This window comes from Dehalogenimonas formicexedens, assembly GCF_001953175.1.
Lineage (GTDB): Bacteria > Chloroflexota > Dehalococcoidia > Dehalococcoidales > Dehalococcoidaceae > Dehalogenimonas > Dehalogenimonas formicexedens.
This window is the reverse complement of the sequence record NZ_CP018258.1, coordinates 1,143,918-1,161,184: the sequence shown is the minus strand read 5'-3', so window position 1 is coordinate 1,161,184 and position 17,267 is coordinate 1,143,918. Positions and strand designations below refer to the sequence as shown.

The 17,267-nt window shown below is 54.8% G+C and carries 17 protein-coding genes; 15 read left to right on the top strand and 2 right to left on the bottom strand.

Going from position 1 to position 17,267, the window contains the following annotated elements:
• Positions 1 to 203: 203 nt before the first annotated feature.
• The 14 genes from nusA to Dform_RS05965 all read left to right on the top strand — a co-directional run bounded on the left by nusA (position 204) and on the right by Dform_RS05965 (position 14,618).
• The gene (gene nusA, locus Dform_RS06030; RefSeq protein WP_076004214.1) at positions 204 to 1,694 is read left to right on the top strand and encodes a transcription termination factor NusA; all 1,491 of its coding nucleotides are present in this window, start codon (positions 204 to 206) and stop codon (positions 1,692 to 1,694) included.
• The gene (rnpM, locus tag Dform_RS06025; protein WP_076004213.1) at positions 1,681 to 1,971 is read left to right on the top strand and encodes an RNase P modulator RnpM; all 291 of its coding nucleotides are present in this window, start codon (positions 1,681 to 1,683) and stop codon (positions 1,969 to 1,971) included. The genes nusA and rnpM overlap by 14 nt, the downstream gene beginning before the upstream one ends.
• Positions 1,964 to 3,727, top strand: coding sequence for a translation initiation factor IF-2 (infB, locus tag Dform_RS06020; protein ID WP_076004212.1), 1,764 nt, complete (start codon positions 1,964 to 1,966; stop codon positions 3,725 to 3,727). The genes rnpM and infB overlap by 8 nt, the downstream gene beginning before the upstream one ends.
• Entirely contained in the window at positions 3,724 to 4,089 is a 366-nt protein-coding gene (gene rbfA, locus Dform_RS06015) for a 30S ribosome-binding factor RbfA (protein WP_076004211.1), read from the top strand. The genes infB and rbfA overlap by 4 nt, the downstream gene beginning before the upstream one ends.
• A gap of 66 nt (positions 4,090 to 4,155) precedes the next feature.
• The gene (truB, locus tag Dform_RS06010) at positions 4,156 to 5,046 is read left to right on the top strand and encodes a tRNA pseudouridine(55) synthase TruB (RefSeq protein WP_076004210.1); all 891 of its coding nucleotides are present in this window, start codon (positions 4,156 to 4,158) and stop codon (positions 5,044 to 5,046) included.
• Positions 5,047 to 5,166: 120 nt separating this feature from the next.
• Positions 5,167 to 6,282, top strand: coding sequence for an inositol-3-phosphate synthase (locus Dform_RS06005; protein ID WP_076004209.1), 1,116 nt, complete (start codon positions 5,167 to 5,169; stop codon positions 6,280 to 6,282).
• Positions 6,283 to 6,315: 33 nt separating this feature from the next.
• A complete protein-coding gene (locus Dform_RS06000) occupies positions 6,316 to 7,500 on the top strand; it encodes a glycosyltransferase family 4 protein (protein ID WP_076004208.1) in 1,185 nt (394 codons plus the stop codon).
• 14 nt (positions 7,501 to 7,514) lie between these two features.
• Positions 7,515 to 8,099, top strand: coding sequence for a CDP-alcohol phosphatidyltransferase family protein (locus Dform_RS05995; protein ID WP_076005087.1), 585 nt, complete (start codon positions 7,515 to 7,517; stop codon positions 8,097 to 8,099).
• A gap of 97 nt (positions 8,100 to 8,196) precedes the next feature.
• Positions 8,197 to 9,480 carry an adenylosuccinate synthase gene (locus Dform_RS05990; RefSeq protein ID WP_076004207.1) on the top strand — a complete coding sequence of 428 codons (1,284 nt, stop codon included), beginning with the start codon at positions 8,197 to 8,199 and terminating at the stop codon, positions 9,478 to 9,480.
• Between the two features lie 159 nt (positions 9,481 to 9,639).
• Complete coding sequence (locus tag Dform_RS05985; protein WP_076004206.1) at positions 9,640 to 11,037, top strand: dihydrolipoyl dehydrogenase; 1,398 nt, start codon at positions 9,640 to 9,642, stop codon at positions 11,035 to 11,037.
• Between the two features lie 133 nt (positions 11,038 to 11,170).
• Positions 11,171 to 11,920, top strand: coding sequence for a sensor histidine kinase (locus Dform_RS05980; RefSeq protein ID WP_076004205.1), 750 nt, complete (start codon positions 11,171 to 11,173; stop codon positions 11,918 to 11,920).
• Entirely contained in the window at positions 11,917 to 12,615 is a 699-nt protein-coding gene (locus Dform_RS05975; protein ID WP_076004204.1) for a response regulator transcription factor, read from the top strand. The genes Dform_RS05980 and Dform_RS05975 overlap by 4 nt, the downstream gene beginning before the upstream one ends.
• Before the next feature lie 87 nt (positions 12,616 to 12,702).
• Positions 12,703 to 13,911 carry an NAD(P)H-dependent flavin oxidoreductase gene (locus Dform_RS05970; RefSeq protein WP_076004203.1) on the top strand — a complete coding sequence of 403 codons (1,209 nt, stop codon included), beginning with the start codon at positions 12,703 to 12,705 and terminating at the stop codon, positions 13,909 to 13,911.
• Positions 13,911 to 14,618, top strand: coding sequence for a carbon-nitrogen hydrolase family protein (locus Dform_RS05965; RefSeq protein WP_076004202.1), 708 nt, complete (start codon positions 13,911 to 13,913; stop codon positions 14,616 to 14,618). The genes Dform_RS05970 and Dform_RS05965 overlap by 1 nt, the downstream gene beginning before the upstream one ends.
• Positions 14,619 to 14,730: 112 nt before the next feature.
• On the opposite strand, the gene Dform_RS05960 is transcribed toward Dform_RS05965, so the two are convergent.
• Both Dform_RS05960 and efp read right to left on the bottom strand, forming a co-directional pair.
• Positions 14,731 to 15,636 (bottom strand): amino acid--tRNA ligase-related protein, encoded by a 906-nt coding sequence (locus Dform_RS05960; protein ID WP_076004201.1) that lies wholly within the window; start codon positions 15,634 to 15,636, stop codon positions 14,731 to 14,733.
• 6 nt (positions 15,637 to 15,642) lie between these two features.
• Complete coding sequence (gene efp / locus Dform_RS05955) at positions 15,643 to 16,203, bottom strand: elongation factor P (RefSeq protein WP_076004200.1); 561 nt, start codon at positions 16,201 to 16,203, stop codon at positions 15,643 to 15,645.
• Positions 16,204 to 16,484: 281 nt separating this feature from the next.
• Here efp and Dform_RS05950 point away from each other — a divergent pair, with 281 nt between their 5' ends.
• The gene (locus tag Dform_RS05950) at positions 16,485 to 17,249 is read left to right on the top strand and encodes a fumarylacetoacetate hydrolase family protein (protein WP_076004199.1); all 765 of its coding nucleotides are present in this window, start codon (positions 16,485 to 16,487) and stop codon (positions 17,247 to 17,249) included.
• Positions 17,250 to 17,267 lie beyond the last annotated feature (18 nt).

Sequence of the window (17,267 nt, the reverse complement as noted above, 5' to 3'; positions counted from 1 at the left end):
AACCAGACGTTCTTTCGGTGTCAAACGGGAAATTCATCTCCGGTTTAACGTCCTTGTATTTGATGGTTTCAAAGGTTATCAGAACTTACGTCTATTGCATTCGTATGAAAATCGTGTTATACTCCAAAGCTAGTTGAAGAGAACCTGTGAAGTGGGTTAAATCCCACTTTTTTATTGTAAGAGATAAGGAGTGCAAATACGAGATGAAAAGCGACTTCATGCTCGCTATCACTCAACTCTCCGCCGAGAAAAACCTTTCCAAAGAGGTGGTACTGGCGGCGGTTGAGGCGGCGCTCGTTTCCGCCTACCGCAAAGAGAGTTTTGCCCCCAATCAAAATATCCAGGCCAAGATCGATCCCGCCACCGGGCGGGTTAAGGTCTGGGCTGAAAAAACAGTCGTCGAAAAAGTCGAGGATCCCCGCAAGGAGATAACCCTCGCCGAAGCCAAGCGCGTTCAACCGGGCATCCAGCTGGGCGAACCAGTCGTGGTCGAAGCCACCCCCGCCGACGCCGGACGCATCGCGGCTCAAACTGCCAAGCAGGTAATCCTGCAGAGGCTTCATGAAGCGGAAAATACCGCTATTGTCGATGAATACGCCGGAAAAGCCGGAGATATCGTTTCGGGCGTCATTCAGCGGATCGAACCCAAGCAGATCATCGTCGATCTGGGACGCGCTGAAGCGGTCATGCCCCTCCAGGAACAGGTACATACCGAGCGTTACAGGCCGGGACAGCGCATCCGCGCTTACCTTGTTGAAGTCGCCAAGGGTATCAAAGGCCCCACCGTGGTGCTGTCCAGATCGCACCCGGGGCTGCTGCGGCGTTTGTTCGAGATGGAGATCCCGGAGATTTTCAGCGGCATGGTGGAAATCAAATCTGTCGCCCGGGAAGCCGGCGCTAGAAGCAAGGTCGCCGTCGCCGCCCGGCAGACAGGGATCGACCCCGTCGGTTGCTGCGTGGGACTTCGCGGGATCCGCATCCAGAATATTGTCTCCGAGCTAAGCGGGGAAAAGATCGATGTCGTCGCCTGGAGCCCGGACCCGGCGGTGTTTATCGCCAGCGCCTTATCTCCGGCCCAGGTGGTCAGGGTCATCCTGTCCGAATCCGATAAGTCGGCCACCGCCGTCATCCCCGACCGGCAGCAAAGCCTGGCTATCGGCAAGGAAGGCCAGAATGTCCGGCTGGCGGTCAAACTGACCGGCTGGCGCATAGATATCAAGAGCGTCTCGGATTATGAAGCGGCTCACCCGGTGGTCACGCCTGAAGCTGTGGTCAGGACACCTGAGGTCGTAACCCCGGCGGCCGTGGAAAAAGCGCCGGAAAAACCGGTCGAAAAGGCAGCCGAGAAGACCCCGGTCAAGCATATTGAAAAGCCTGAAAAGCCCGTTGAGGCAGCGCCCGCGGCTCCGGCCGCCGAACCGGTGATACCGGAACCTGTGGCTGCGGCTGCGCCGGTGGCGCCTGGCCCGGTCGAAGAAGAAGTCGGCCTTAAACTATCGCTCAACGCGCCCGAACGCGCGCCTGTCGGCGCCGGCAGCAAGTCCGGGGTACGCTTTGCCGAGGATATCCTGGGACGTTCAGGTGACCGTGGCGCCGAGAAGAAGAAGCGAAAAGGTAAGGATGACGAAGGCGGCCGCGGCAAGAAGAAACGCTCCGGCGGCGCCGGCGAGTTCGACACCGATGAATACGATTAAAAAGACGCCCCAGCGTACCTGCGTTATCTGCCGGACCGTGGGCAGCAAACGCGGGTTACTAAGGGTGGTCAGGACTCCCGAGGGTCATGTCCAGGTCGATCCTTCGGGACGCCTTTCCGGCCGGGGAGCGTATCTGTGCCGTGAAGGCAGATGCCTCAACATGGCTTTGAAAGATAACAAGATAGAGCATATATTGAAGGTAAAGATCAGCCCGGAAGACCGGGAAAGTTTGAAAACCGCTATCGGCGAATATATTAAGGAGCAGGCCGTTGTCTGAGGAACGTAAAGATGTTTCCACGCGGGCGCCTCAGTCCAAGGCGGTCGAATTACCGGCCGCGATAAGCGTGCGTCAACTGTCCCAAACTATTCGCCAGAACCCCATTGAAGTCATCAAACAGTTGATGCGCAACGGCCTTATGGCCAATATCAACGAAGTCATCGATTACGAAGCAGCCGCCCGGATCGCCGCGGATTTTGGCATCGAGGCGCGGCCTCAGACCGTACGCGCCGCCACCAAGCGCAAGAAGCCGGAACATGAAGAAACCAAAAACCTGCCGCTGAGGCCACCGGTGGTCACTATCATGGGCCATGTAGACCATGGCAAAACGCGCCTTTTGGACGCCATCCGCCAGACCCATGTTATGGAGAGCGAGGCCGGAGGCATTACCCAGCATATCGGCGCCTACCAGGTCGAGGTCAAGGGCCAGAAGATAACCTTCCTCGATACACCCGGCCATGAGGCTTTCACCGCGATGCGGGCCCGGGGCGCCCGTTCTACAGACATTACCGTACTGGTGGTCGCTGCGGATGATGGCATCATGCCTCAGACGCTGGAAGCCATAGATCACGCCCGTGCCGCCGGCGTGCCCATTGTCGTGGCGATAAACAAAATTGATAAACCAACCGCCAATCCCGACCGGGTCAAGCAGCAACTCGCTGACCACGGCCTGGTAGTGGAGGACTGGGGAGGCGATACCATCGCCGTCGGGACCTCCGCCAAGGAGCGCAAGGGTATCGACGACCTGCTGGAAAACCTCCTGCTGGTAGCCGAGATGGAAGACCTGCACGCCGATCCGAACGCGCCGGCGACCGGCGTGGTGATCGAAGCGGAAATGGACAAGAGCCGCGGCGCCATGGCTACCGTCCTGGTACAAAACGGTTCTCTGAAGATCGGCGACACCATCGTCGTCGGCGATACCTTCGGCAAGGTCAAGGCGATGTTCAGCGACCAGGGTAAACACCTTCGCAAGGCCGACCCTTCGACCCCGGTGGCTATCTTGGGTTTGCCGTCCGTCCCCGGCGTGGGTGACAGCTTCTCCGCTGTCGAATCGGAACGCCAGGCCCGGCAGATTATTTCAGAGCGGACGGTCAAAAAACCGGCCACTGTCAGCCTGGCCAGCCTGCACGACCAGATCGCCGCGGGCAAGGTCAAGGAGCTAAATATCGTCCTCAAGACCGATGTCCAGGGCTCAATCGAACCCATCCGCACCTCATTGGAGAAACTGGCCACCGAAAACCTGACGGTGCACATTATTCACGCCGGCACCGGTAACGTTACCGAAAATGACGTCATGCTGGCTATTGCCTCTCACGGCCTGGTTATCGGCTTCTCGACCGGTGTCGAGGCCGGCGCACTGAAGCTGGCCGAAACTGAAAAGATCGATATCAAGCGCTATGACATTATTTACAACCTGATCGAAGACGTCGACAAGGCTCTAAAAGGCTTGATCGAACCGGAACTTGTCGAAGTGGTGGAAGGCCGGGCTGAAGTCCGGGCCGTTTTCCCGGCTGGTAAGAAAGCCAAAGTCGCCGGGGTTTACGTCACCGAAGGCAAGGCCTCACGCGGCGCCCGGGTCCGGGTTATGCGGGGAGCTGCCCAGCTCGCTGAAAGCGCCATTATTTCACTCAGGCGGTTCAAGGACGATGTCCGCGAGGTTGCCGCGGGGTTTGAATGCGGCGTGGGACTGGAAACGTTCAATGATTTTCAGCCGGGCGACGTGCTGGAGTTCGTGCGTAAGGAAAAGAGCGGGTGAGCCACCGCATCGAGCGGGTCAACCAATTGATCCGCAAAGAGATAAGCGAGTCTCTCCAGCGTGAAGTGAATGATCCCCGTTTGTCCGGGGTTATCTCGGTCACCGCCGTGGAGACCGCCCCCGACCTCAAATTCGCCAAAGTCTACGTGAGCCACCTGGCCGGCGCCGAGCGCCGGGATGAAATCCTGAGCGCTTTAAATTCCGCCGCCGGGTTTTTTCGCGGCGAATTAGGCAGAGTCCTTACAATGCGTTACGTCCCGGAGATCCATTTCTATTGGGACGAGTCCATTGAGCGCGGCGCCCGTCTGAGCCAGCTCATAGACCAGGCCAAGGCCGCCGATGCCCGGCTGGACAACCAATAACCACGGTACAAACACCCGCCCAATTCCAAGATCCAGTCACCAATCCCCGGAATTTGTAGGTAGCATATGTTGCTCGACGGCTGGTTGAACATCGATAAACCCCCGGGTATGACCTCTTACGGGGTAATCGCCCGGCTGAAACGGCTGACAGGCCAAAGACATATCGGCCATGCAGGGACCCTTGACCCCTTGGCTACCGGCATCCTTCCGGTAGCTTTCGGCCAGGCAGCCCGCACTATCGAGTTTCTTCACCAGGTCTCCAAAACATATCGCGCCGTGATTGAACTCGGGGTCGAGACCGATACACTGGACGCCGAGGGCAACATCCTGTTCAGGCGCGATGCCTCAAGCGTAAGCCATGAGATGGTGAACTCAGCCCTGGAGAGTTTCACCGGCACCATCCAGCAAGTACCGCCGATGTTTTCCGCGCTCAAGCGAAACGGCGTTCCCTTATATGAAATCGCCCGCCGGGGCGAGACGGTCGAACTTAAACCCAGGACGGTGACCGTCTATAATATCCAGCTATTGGCCTTCGATCCGCCTTTTGTAACGCTCGAGGTCGATTGCGGCTCCGGCACTTATATCAGGTCTATCGCCCGAGACCTGGGACAGGTTCTGGGGGTGGGGGCTTGCCTGAAATCCTTGAGGCGTACCAGGTATGGTGTATTTGACATAAAAGGAAGCATTGAACTTGCAAGTTTGGAAACGGCGGGCATGGTTGCAGCGCGGCTTTTACCGCCAGGGTATCCCTTGGCGCACTGTCCGGCGGTGTACGCCGGTTTTGAATCAACCGAAAGGATTACCCACGGAGTAATACCCGCGGAGGTGCAGTCCCAGATCACCGAAGCCAGGACGTACCGCCTTTGCAGCCAGGACGGGGCGCTGCTGGCGATAATCGATGCTACCGGCGCGGATTTACGGTTAAAGGTGTTCAATCTGACGGCCGGTGATACCTAAATAGCTTGACAACGTCACTCCAATAGATAATGATATGGGGCTGAAATTACGGTTACTGTGAGCAACCCTGGTCAAGCAAGGGAATGACCATCGGCAAATTTAGAAAGGAGTTCTCATCACTTGGGTAAGATTAATGTCGCCATTATCGGCGTCGGCAACTGCGCCTCATCTTTCGTTCAGGGAGTCTATTACTATCGCAAAGCTAAAGAAACCGAATTTGTTCCGGGCTTGATGCACGTCAACCTGGGCGGCTACCACGTCTCGGATATCGAATTCGTGGCGGCGTTCGATGTCGATAAGAATAAAGTCGGCAAGGATCTTTCGGAAGCGATTTTTACCGCTCCCAACAATACCTTTAAATTTACCGATGTCCCGCTGTCCGGGGTCAAGGTCGAACGTGGCATGACCCATGACGGCCTTGGCAAGTACCTTTCCCAGGTCATCGAAAAAGCCCCCGGACCGACGGCGGATATTGTCGGTATCCTGAAAGCCAAGAAAGTCGACGTGGTGATCAACTACCTTCCGGTCGGCTCCGAAGAAGCCACCAAGTGGTATGTTGAGCAGGTGCTTGAGGCCGGCTGCGCCCTGATCAACTGCATCCCGGTATTTATCGCCCGGGAAAAATACTGGCAGGACCGCTTCATCAACAAAGGACTTCCGGTTATCGGCGACGATATCAAAAGCCAGGTCGGCGCCACTATCGTCCACCGCGTCTTGACCCACCTTTTCCGCGAGCGCGGCGTCAAACTGGAACGAACCTACCAGTTGAACTTCGGCGGCAACACCGATTTCATGAATATGCTGGAACGCGAACGCCTGGAAAGCAAGAAGATCTCCAAGACCAACGCCGTGTCTTCTCAACTTGATTACAAGATGAGTCCCGGCGACATCCATGTCGGTCCTTCCGATTACGTACCGTGGCTGCTCGACCGCAAGTTCTGCCACATCCGCATGGAAGGCCGCACCTTCGGTGATGTCCCGCTGCTGCTTGAATGCAAACTGGAAGTCTGGGATAGCCCCAACTCCGCCGGTGTCGTTATCGATGCCGTCCGGTGCGCCAAGCTGGCTCTGGAGCGTGGCTTGAAAGGCGCGCTGTTTGCCCCGTCTTCCTATTTCATGAAATCACCGCCTGAACAATATTCTGATTCCGAAGCCCATGAGGCCACGGAGTGCTTTATCGCCGAGAGCGTGGCTGAACTTCAATCCGCCAAGAAGCCAGCCAAAGAAGGCAAGTAAGGCCGGTCTATTGAACGGCGGGGGAAGCGGACGATGAAAATCGCCCTGGTGGTGCCTTATGATTTTGCCTACCCGGGAGGGGTGGCAAATCACGTCACCTCCCTGGAGAAACAGCTCACCGCTTTCGGGCACCAGGTCAAGATCATCGCGCCGACTTCACGTCCGGTCAGCCAGTATGGCAACCGGTTCATCCACATCGGCACGCCGAGGCCGGTACCCGGTTCCGGTTCGGTGGCCAGGATAACCCTTTCGGTCAGGCTGGCGAATAAAATAAAAGCCGTCCTGGCCAAGGAACAATTTGACGTCATCCACCTGCATGAGCCGTTCATGATCATGCTGTGCTCCGCCATTCTCCGGTTTTCAAATACGGTCAATATCGGGACCTTTCACTCTTTCGAAGCTAAACCGGGGTACAATTTTGCCTGGCCGATCAGCCGCTGGATGCTGAACCGCCGGTCCCGGAAATTATACGGGCATATCGCCGTATCCCGGGCTGCCGAGAGCTTTCATTCCAGGTTCGTCAAGGCGGACTACACAATCATTCCTAACGGCATCGACCTGTCCCATTTTAAGCCTTCGGTAGAGCCGGTATACGAGTACCGCGATGGCAAGACTAACATCGTTTTCGTCGGCCGGCTGGAAAAACGCAAAGGCGTGAATTACCTGATTGACGCCTTCAAGAAAGTGCACAAGGCGCACCCCGACACCAGGCTGCTTATTGTCGGCCCCGGGACCCGCCTAAGGCCGAAATATGAAAAGATGGTTCGCCGGGCGCATCTTGAGGACAGCGTCGTTTTCACCGGCGGGGTATCCTACGCCGATTTACCGCGTTATTATCAGACCGCAGACATCTGCTGCGCCCCGGCTACCGGAAAGGAAAGTTTCGGCATCGTGCTGTTGGAAGCCATGGCCCTGGGGAAACCGCTGGTGGCATCAAATATCCCCGGTTATGCCTGCGTGGTCAACCATGAAAAAGAAGGTTTGCTGGTCAAACCCTCAAGCGCCCACCACCTGGCCGACGGCATCAACAGGCTGATCGAAGATAAAGCGTTACGCACCAGACTGGGAGAACAGGGGTTGGTTACGGTTCAGGAATATTCCTGGGAGAAAGTCGCCCGCCGCGTGGAACAGTACTACCATCAGGTGCTTCTTAAAATGGGAAAAACCCCTGCGGATGTTTCCGGGCGGATTCCCGAATTGACCGCAATTTCGGCATGACCTTGGAAGACAAGATGACGCTGAACGATACCCGCCGGCGGATTGGCCGGGGCTTGACCGGCGGATTGTCCCGTATTTTAGCAAAATCCGGGATTACTCCGAACGCGGTTACCGTGATCGGATTCTTGATCACCCTTATTGCCGCCTATATGATCTCCACCGGTTCACTGCTTGCGGGCGGCTTGGTATTTCTGTTCTCCAGTTTTTTCGACATGCTGGACGGCGCCGTTGCCCGGGCGACCGGGAAGATCACCAAATTTGGCGGTATCCTCGACGCAGCCCTCGACCGTTTGTCTGAAGCCGCCGTTTTTATCGCGATCATGGTCTATTACGCCCCGCAAGCCAACTCCTGGGCTTTGCTTTTGGTAGGGCTGACCCTGGCCGGTTCCCAGGTTGTCAGCTACCTTCGCGCCCGCTCCGAGGCCAGCGGGTTGGAAGGCAAGGAAGGGATTTTTACTCGGCCTGAGCGGGTTATCGTTCTGGGCATCGGGCTGATCACCGGCTGGCTGATTCCGGCTCTGGCGGTTATTTGCGTATTGTCGTTCTTCACCATCGGCCAGCGTCTGGCATCGGCCTACCGGCAGCTCGGTGGCAAGTGACTTCTACCTCTCCACTCTGATACAATAACTCCTTGGTTTGTTTGCCGCGCCGGTTTGGGTAGTTCATCCGGCCAGGGCGGATCAAGGGGGGATTGACATGGCAGTAACCATTATCGTCGGCGCCCAATGGGGTGACGAAGGCAAAGGCAAAGTTATCGATATGCTGGCCGAACGGGCGGACGCTGTTGTCCGTTTTTCCGGCGGCGATAATGCCGGCCACACCGTTATCAACCCCCAAGGCACTTTTAAACTGCACCTCATACCCTCGGGCGTTTTCTATCCCCATTGCACCTGCGTCATCGGTAACGGTGTCGTTGTCAATCCTGAAATTTTTGTAAGCGAAAGACGCGAGCTCAACACGAGGGGCGTCAGCACCGATAATGTCTTCATCAGCGACCGGGCCCACCTGGTGATGCCTTACCATATTCAACTTGACGGGCTGGAAGAGCAGGCCCGAGGCAAGAAATCTTTGGGGACTACTCTCAGAGGCATCGGGCCGGCGTTTGCCGACAAGGTGGCGCGCATGGGTATCCGGGCGGGTGACCTCCTTGATCCGGGCATTCTCCGGAACCGGCTGGAGTATGTCCTGGAATACAAAAATCAGATCCTGACCCGTTTGTACGGCGAAAAGCCCATCGACATCAACGACCTTTATGAACGGTGCCGCGGCTACGCCGAAGCGCTCAAGAGCAATATCCGGGAAACCTCCACCATGTTAAACGACATGGTGGATGAGGGTAAGGCGGTGCTGCTGGAAGGCGCCCAGGGGGCGCTCCTGGACACCGATTTCGGTACCTATCCATACGCTACTTCATCCTCACCGCTGTCAGCCGGCGGTTGCCTGGGCGCGGGAATCGGACCGACCAGGGTCAACGATGTCCTGGGAGTGTTTAAAGCATATTGTTCCCGGGTGGGCGCCGGACCGTTCCCGACCGAACTGCTGGATGCCACCGGCGACCGCATTCGCGACCTGGCTCACGAGTACGGCACCACCACGGGGCGGCCGCGGCGAATCGGGTGGTTCGATGGAGTTGCCGCACGTTTTTCTACACGGATAAACGGCATGACCGGTATGGCTATCACCCGATTGGACATCCTGGACTCATTCGATGAAATCAAGGTATGTACTGCCTACCAACTCGACGGACAAACCCTCAACGATTTCCCCGCCGAACCGGCGCTGCTCAATAAGTGCAAACCTGTTTACGAGACCCTACAGGGCTGGAAGAAATCGACAACGGGGCTGACGCGACTGGAAAGCTTGCCGCGGGAAGCCCGGGCGTTTATAGCCCGCCTCGAGGAACTGGCCGGTTGCCCCGCCTGTTATGTCTGCATAGGACCCGTCAGGGAACAGACTATCGAATTGAAAAAGCTGATTTAGCTTTTTCTTCCGTCTCCGTTACCCTTGCCGCCCGAATCGGTCGCGCCGCTTTATTCTCCGGAGCTTCAGATAGTCAACCGGTTACAAAAGCCATAACTATTTAATTGCCGACCGGCATTCTTGTTAGGGATTCAAAATGCCCGGTGTTACAATTAAGTTATGAATAAACCCAGGGTTTCACCGGTCAGAGAATACGATATCATCATCGTCGGTTCGGGAGCCGGATTGGATATTCTCGATATGGCGGTCGAACACGGGCATACTGTAGCCCTGATCGATCGCGGCCCTATCGGCGGCACCTGCCTTAACGTTGGCTGCATCCCCTCCAAAATGCTCATCTTTCCCGCCGACCGCATCATGGAGATACGTGAGTCGGCCAAGCTTGGCATCGACACCGCAATACCGGCTATCGATTTCAAGGCCATCATGAACCGCATGCGCCATTTGGTAAACAGTGACAGCGCAAAGATCGAAAAATACCTGAAGGAATCCAAGGCGTTAGATTTTTATCACGGCGAAGCGGAATTCATCGACGATTTTACCCTCGCGGTGGGCGACGAAACAATCAAGGGGAAACAGATATATTTGGTCTCCGGATCCCGGCCTCTTATCCCCCCTATACCAGGCTTGGACACGGTAGAATATTTAACTAACGAGACCTTGCTGGACCTGGAAGAGGTTCCAAAAAGCATGGTAGTCCTGGGTGGGGGATACATCGGCGTAGAGTACGCCCATTTCTTCGAGGCGATGGGCACGGATGTCACGATAATTGAGATGAGATCCCGCCTCCTGCCTAACGAGGAACCGGAAGTTTCGGCTTATTTGCAGATGGCCCTGTCCCGACGGATGACCGTTCAAACCGAGTGTACCGCTGAATCCGTGGAAAAAGCTCCGGGCGGCGGGGTAATAATCCATACCGGTCATTCCAGGACGGGGATGAAGGCGGAAATTCGAGCCCAGAGGCTACTGATGGCTACCGGGCGCCGTTCCAACGCCGACCTGTTGAAAGTAAGCCGCAGCGGTATCGCCATCGCTAAAAACGGCTATATCAAAGTCAATTCGCGTTTGGAGACCAACGTCAAAGGTATCTATGCCCTGGGCGATGCCATCGGCAGAGAAATGTTCACCCACACCGCTCATGCGGAAGCGGAAATAGCCGGCGCCAACGGCATTCACGGGCAACACCTGAGAATGGACTTTACCGCTTCACCGCATGCCGTATTCACCCACCCCCAGATCGCCTCGGTGGGTTTGCTGGAAGAGCAGGCGGCGCAAAAATTCAAGATTAAAGTTGGGCGGGCCGATTACGGGGATATCGCCCTGGGTTCAGCGATGATGCAGGACGAAGGCTTTGCCAAGATCATAATGGAGGCGCGGAACAACCGGATCTTAGGTTGCCACATTATCGGTCCCTGGGCCTCGGTGCTGATACAAGAAGTGATCAATGCGATGGCTCGAAGAGGTACCATGGATGACATCGCGGCCGGAATTCATATCCATCCTGCTCTTTCGGAATTGATAGTCAAGGCGTTGTTCAATGCTGCGGAGGCGGAATAAACGTTCGGTTGAATTATTTTTGTTTGACCGCCGATTAGTTGTTCACAACACGCCAATTATTGAATGTAATCGAGAAGTAATAATGAATAGTCCGCCCCGGAACGCTCGGGAAACGCCGCAAGAGCATTCTTTAATGAATGAAGAATTAAACAGGCTCAGAAACCAGAATGCGATCCTGGAACAGCGGGTAAAAAACCTTGAAGATTACATCAAGCAACTGGCTCATGATCTGAAAACACCACTGACCCCTATAGCCGGCGCCAGTGAATTGTTGGCATCGGGGTTTAATGAGCAACCATGGTCCGACCTGGCGTTGAGCATCAAGATAAGCGCCGAAAAGCTGCTCCGGATGGTCAATGATCTAATGGATCTTGAACTCTGTGAATGCGGGAAAATCAAATTCAATCTATGTCGGTTCGATCCGGTCAAGCCGGTCAGTGAAGAGGCAAGAAGGATTGAGGCCGAATTGCCTACAAAGAGCGTAATTCTCACCATGAATTCACCTGATGTCCCGGTTTACGTTTGGGCCGACGAAAAGCGGTTGCGACAGGTGATATCAATATTTATCTATAGCGCGTTGAAAGCAAGCCGTAGCGGCGGCAAAATCTCGGTGACCATCTCCGGGGGCGGAAGCACCACAACCTTCGAGATAGAAGACGACGGCAACTCCGTCCCTGAATCAGACTGGCCTTATCTCTTCGAGCCCTATCGTTCGCCTGAAGCGCAAAGACGGCGGGCAGCCAATAACAGCCTGGTGCTGGCCAAACGGCTGGTTGAACTTCAGGGGGGTTCCATCGGCGCCAGGAATTTCCGCAACCAGGGTAATACCTTCTGGTTTGGTCTTCCGGCAGCAGAATCGGTTGTCGCGACGGGGGTGACATGAGCAAGATCCTTATTATCGAAGATGATCCGGCGATCGTTGACTACCTGCGAACGGCGTTCCAGGTGAACTGGCCGGAGATTGAGTTTGCCAGCGCCGGATTCGGTATCGAAGGAATAGCCAGGGCGCAAGCCGAAAGCCCGGATCTGGTAATCCTTGATCTGGGGCTCCCTGACATCGATGGCTTCGAAGTTTTGAAAACGCTGCGAAAATTTCCCAGGATCCTGATTGTCATTCTCACAGCCAGGAGCGACGAGAAAGATATCGTCAAGGGTCTTGAACTGGGGGCGGATGATTACGTGGTTAAGCCGTTCCGGCAACTTGAACTGATCGCCAGGGTGAGGACATTGCTCAGGCGTCAGCCGGGCGTACCGGAGCAGGAAGTTCTCCATTGCGGAAAATTGACTTTGGACACCGGAAGAAACGACATCTCTACCTCATCGGGGAGTCGGATCGAACTTACCCGAACGGAGAGTATAATCCTTGCCCAACTGATAAGGAATTGCGGTCGGGTGGTTGACCACAGTAAATTAGCCGAAATTATCTGGGGCGAGGATTATCCCGGTTCAGTCAATGCCTTGCGCGTTTATATCGGCCGGCTGCGGCGCAAACTTGAAACTGACGCCGCCAGCCCCGCGTTTATTCTGTCAAAAGCCGGGCAGGGATATTATGTTCCGGCCGGAGGTCCTCCCGGTTAGGGGGCAGTTTCCGGATTCGGCCGTCAACTTGACGTAACCCGTCAAAATACGATACCCTTCCTTATATTTGCTAACCTTGGAGTCTTAATGGATATTCCTTTCGGCCGTTCCGCCATTGCCGAGATAGAAGAAATTCTGAAATGGCACCGGCCGCCTCCCTTGAGAATCGGCCAGCACACGGCGCGTCTGCCCATTGTTCAAGGCGGCATGGCCGTCGGCATTTCACTATCCGGACTGGCGTCAGCCGTAGCGAACGCTGGTGGTATCGGCGTCATTGCCGCGCCGGGCATCGGGCTTTTCGAGGCCGACTATTTTACCAATTTCTTCGAAGCCAATATCCGCGGACTGCGTAAAGAAATCCGTTTAGCCCGTTCCAAAACCAGGGGCGTACTGGGCGTGAACATCATGGTCGCTCTTACCGATTTTGCCGAGTTGGCGAAAGCCGCTATCGAAGAGGGTATCGACATCATTTTCGCCGGCGCCGGGCTGCCTCTGCGCCTCCCTGAAATTCTTGGGAAGAACCGGCACACCAAACTAGTGCCGATTGTTTCATCCGGCCGCGCGGCCAGGATTTTGTGCAAAAAGTGGCAGGATGATTTCAACTATACTCCCGACGCCTTCGTCGTCGAAGGCCCCCTGGCGGGCGGGCACCTCGGATTTAAAGCCGAAGAATTGGGCCTGCCCCAAAATCGTCTTGAGCACCTGGTTCCCGAAGTGCTGGAGGCGGTGAAACCTTTTGAACAAGCCGCCGGACGCCCCATCCCGGTGATCGGCGGCGGAGGAGTCTTCACGGGTGAGGACATTTACGACCTTTTGAAACTCGGCGCCAGCGGCGTTCAGATGGCTACCAGATTTGTAGCTACCGAGGAATGTGACGCTTCACCTGCTTTCAAACAAACCTACGTTGATTCCCAAGAAGGTGATGCCGTCATCATCAAGAGTCCGGTTGGCATGCCGGGCCGGGCTATCCGAAACGCTTTTATCGAAAGCGTGGCTGCCGGGAATAAAAAGCCTTTCAAATGTCCCCAACACTGCGTCAAGACCTGCGATATCGCCCAGAGCCCGTATTGCATATTCCTCGCGCTGATCAACGCACAGCGGGGGCGTCTATCCGGAGGGTTTGCTTTCTGCGGCGCGAACGTACACCGGGTCAAGGAGATAACAACGGTTAAGAAACTGATAGGCTCACTGGTCAAGGAATACAAGACCAAAGCTGTCCAGGAACTTATCGAGGCTATGACGCGTTATATGAATGGGCTGATGATCTCGCCCGCCAATGGAATGAGCCTGGCCTGATGAGGATTGCCGTCTACCAAATCGCCGATGCCGGTGATCCCGATCTCAACATCGCCAAGGCTTACGATAAAATAATCAACACCGACGCCGATTTTTTTGCTTTGCCCGAGTTTTTCACTATCCCCGGGGGCGATAACCGGCGGCCTTATACGCTCCAGAGCAGCCTTGAGCTTACGGCTTTGCCCGCATTGGAGATGTTCAAAAAAGCAAGCACGATTTTCCACGGCTATATCATCGGCGGCAGCATCGTGGAGCGCGAAGGCGATTGTTATTACAACACCTGCTACGTTTTCAAGGGCGGCGAACAGGTCGCCAAATACCGCAAGATCAACCTGACCCACGAAGAGGTAGCCTTAAACCTTTGCCGGGGCAATGAACCGGTGAAATTCGAAACATCGTTCGGCACAGTGGGGCTGATGATCTGCGCCGACTGTATCTCATGGGACGTGGTTGACGCCGCCTGCGCCGGTTCGAGATTGGTGTTCTTACCGGTGTCGTTAACCGATCCTAATCACCCCCCTTTTACAGGCCATCCCGTTTCCGACATTATCGCAAAAAAATACGGCTCAACGGTGATCAAGATTACCCGGGTCGGCACCTTCGGCGGGAAGATTCTTTCCTCCCGCAGCGCGATTACCAACCCGTCCGGGACGATTTGGGAAGCCCCCGATGCCCAGGAATACTTCGAAGTCGTCGAAGTTCCCTAAAAATTGGACTCATAAGAACGATTGCCGAAACCTTAGATCCGCCAGTGGGGTCTTCAGGCGTTGCCGGTTTTTGCTGGGACGTTAACACCAGGGAGAGGCGGTTCGAGAATCGCTAAACCGGGAATGCGGTGACTTCATCTATCGTACCGGCATCACACAACAGCATCACCAATCGGTCCATCCCCAACGCCCCACCCGCCGCTTCCGGAAGTTTTGCTAGAGATTCAAGGAAATCCTCGGGCATTTTGGCGTCTTTTCTCCGCGAACGGGCGACATCAAGTTCATTTTCGAACCGCCGGCGCTGTTCTTCGGGATCGGTTAATTCCGAAAAAATATTCGCAAGTTCCAGCCCGCCGATGAATATCTCGGTTCTTTCCGCTAATTTCGAGTCGCTTGGTTTAAGGCGGGCCAATGAAGCCATCCTGGATGGAAAATCGTAAAGGATCAGGGGGCGCTCATTCGACATGGCGGCGACCCTGGTCGCCAGTTCGAAGTCGAATTTTTCGTCGTCGTGGACGTTCACAGGATCCCAGCCACAGGTGGACATAAAAGAATCACTGACGGTAACACGGGGCCACGGCGGCGTCAGGTCGATCTCCTTACCCTGGTACTGGATCTTGGCTGACCCGATAAGACATTCTGCCAAATTAATGATTAACGATTCCGTTTCGATTGCGAGATCGAGATAGGTTCTACCGATCCGGTAATATTCGAGAAGTGTGAACTCTTCACGGTGCCGGGCACCTTTTTCTCCCCTGCGAAAGGCGTGGCATATTTGAAAAATGTCGCCATAACCGGCTGACAGCAGGGGTTTCATATAGAGTTCGGGGGAAGGGAGGAGGCAGCCACATTCGCTGGTAATGGGTTCGATGAAGGCTTCAGGGATCGGACAGGGCGCTAATGAAGGCGTTTCAACTTCAAGATAACCCCGTTCGATGAAAAAACGCCGGGTGAGATTCAAGATCTCAGCCCGGCGTTTCAGATTTCCTTTTTTACCTGAAAGAACACCCAGGTCCACGGGATTCTAGCCGCCGACACGCTCGACGTATGATCCGGTAATGGTGCTGATCCGGATAACATCGCCTTCCTTGACGAAGGCGGGAACGCCTATGGACATACCGGTTTCAAGCTTTGCCATTTTCTGCTGTGCCGTAACCGTGGCGCCTTTGAGGGCGGATTCGGTCTCTATTACCTTAAGTTCGACAGCTTTGGGCAGGATGAGGTCGATAGGGCGGTCTTCCCACATCATCACCTGGACACCGAGGCTGTCTTTAAGGTAAAGCTTTTTGTCGCCGACATTTTCTTCGCCCATGACGTGCTGTTCGTAGCTCTCGGCATCCATGAAGGTGTAATGGCCATGCTCCTCGTAGAGGTATTGCATATCTCTGACGGTGATCGTGGCTTCATCAAACTTGTCGCCGGAATGGTAAGTCGGCTCGGATAATGTCCCGTTGATCAAATTGCGCAATTTGAGATGGTAAATGGCCCGGCCTTTACCGGGTTTAACGAAATCGACGCCTTCAACGTTGAATGGGACACCGTCGATGAGCAGTTTTTTGTTCTTTGAAACCTCAGAGACTTCCACAGATTTTGGGACATCCTCCAGTTATATTATTCATTAGTTCTAAAACCGGACGTTATTATAGGGCGTTCAAATAGGCGGCGCAAATATCCGAATGTTCAGACAGGTTTCGAAAAATACTGCTTCACAAAGCAGATACCACCATAGCGACTCCTAAGGGCAGGGTCAATATTTCCTCCATCAGTTCCATTATAAGTACCATCAGGTTTGGAACCAAAACTGTTTTAAGTATTTTATAAGTCGCTGCTTGTATAGCTCACCGCCTTGAAGGTACAATGCCACCCATGAAAATTGCTCGTTTTTCTACGCCCGATGGGTCGGAATCCTATGGTGTCATTGATGGTAAAAATATTCTTGGGATAAATGGCACGCCGTACAAAAGCCTTGATTATTCCGGCGCGGTATATCCGTTACATTCGGTGAAATTGCTGGCGCCATGCGCACCTTCAAAGATTGTCTGCCTGGGAGTTAATTATCACGGCCATGCCAGAGAGATGGGGCACACGCTGCCTACCGCGCCGTTGATTTTCCTCAAACCATCAACGACGGTAATAGGTCCGGAGGAGGGTATCATTTATCCTCCGATGTCGCAGCGAGTCGACTATGAGGCGGAACTGGCGGTGGTCATCAAGAAATCCGGTTGGCGAATCAGCCGGGAAAACGCCCTTAGCCACGTGCTGGGCTATACCTGCTTTAACGATATCACCGCCCGTGATCTTCAAAAGATCGATGGACAATGGACGCGGGCTAAGGGCTTTGATTCATTTGCCTCGATAGGGCCATGGATTGAAACTGAAGCGGACCCGGGTAATCTGATTGTCGAGACCTATCTGAACGATGAACGTAAACAGCAGGGTAACACTTCAGATCTAATCTATCCCGTGGATTATCTAATTCATTTTATTTCGCATGTGATGACCTTGTTGCCGGGGGATGTGATCGCCACCGGAACCCCTTCAGGGATAGGACCGATGCAGGTGGGAGACACGGTAGAAATCAGGATTTCAGGAATCGGGTCCCTCAAAAACCGGGTGATTCGGCGAGACTAAAAAACGGACTAGACCGTC

Coding starts and splice junctions, on each gene's coding strand:
- nusA (WP_076004214.1), top strand. CDS start 204: ATGAAAAGCGACTTCATGCTCGCTATCACTCAACTCTCCGCCGAGAAA.
- rnpM (WP_076004213.1), top strand. CDS start 1,681: ATGAATACGATTAAAAAGACGCCCCAGCGTACCTGCGTTATCTGCCGG.
- truB (WP_076004210.1), top strand. CDS start 4,156: ATGTTGCTCGACGGCTGGTTGAACATCGATAAACCCCCGGGTATGACC.
- Dform_RS06000 (WP_076004208.1), top strand. CDS start 6,316: ATGAAAATCGCCCTGGTGGTGCCTTATGATTTTGCCTACCCGGGAGGG.
- Dform_RS05995 (WP_076005087.1), top strand. CDS start 7,515: ATGACGCTGAACGATACCCGCCGGCGGATTGGCCGGGGCTTGACCGGC.
- Dform_RS05990 (WP_076004207.1), top strand. CDS start 8,197: ATGGCAGTAACCATTATCGTCGGCGCCCAATGGGGTGACGAAGGCAAA.
- Dform_RS05985 (WP_076004206.1), top strand. CDS start 9,640: ATGAATAAACCCAGGGTTTCACCGGTCAGAGAATACGATATCATCATC.
- Dform_RS05980 (WP_076004205.1), top strand. CDS start 11,171: ATGAATGAAGAATTAAACAGGCTCAGAAACCAGAATGCGATCCTGGAA.
- Dform_RS05975 (WP_076004204.1), top strand. CDS start 11,917: ATGAGCAAGATCCTTATTATCGAAGATGATCCGGCGATCGTTGACTAC.
- Dform_RS05970 (WP_076004203.1), top strand. CDS start 12,703: ATGGATATTCCTTTCGGCCGTTCCGCCATTGCCGAGATAGAAGAAATT.
- Dform_RS05965 (WP_076004202.1), top strand. CDS start 13,911: ATGAGGATTGCCGTCTACCAAATCGCCGATGCCGGTGATCCCGATCTC.
- Dform_RS05950 (WP_076004199.1), top strand. CDS start 16,485: ATGAAAATTGCTCGTTTTTCTACGCCCGATGGGTCGGAATCCTATGGT.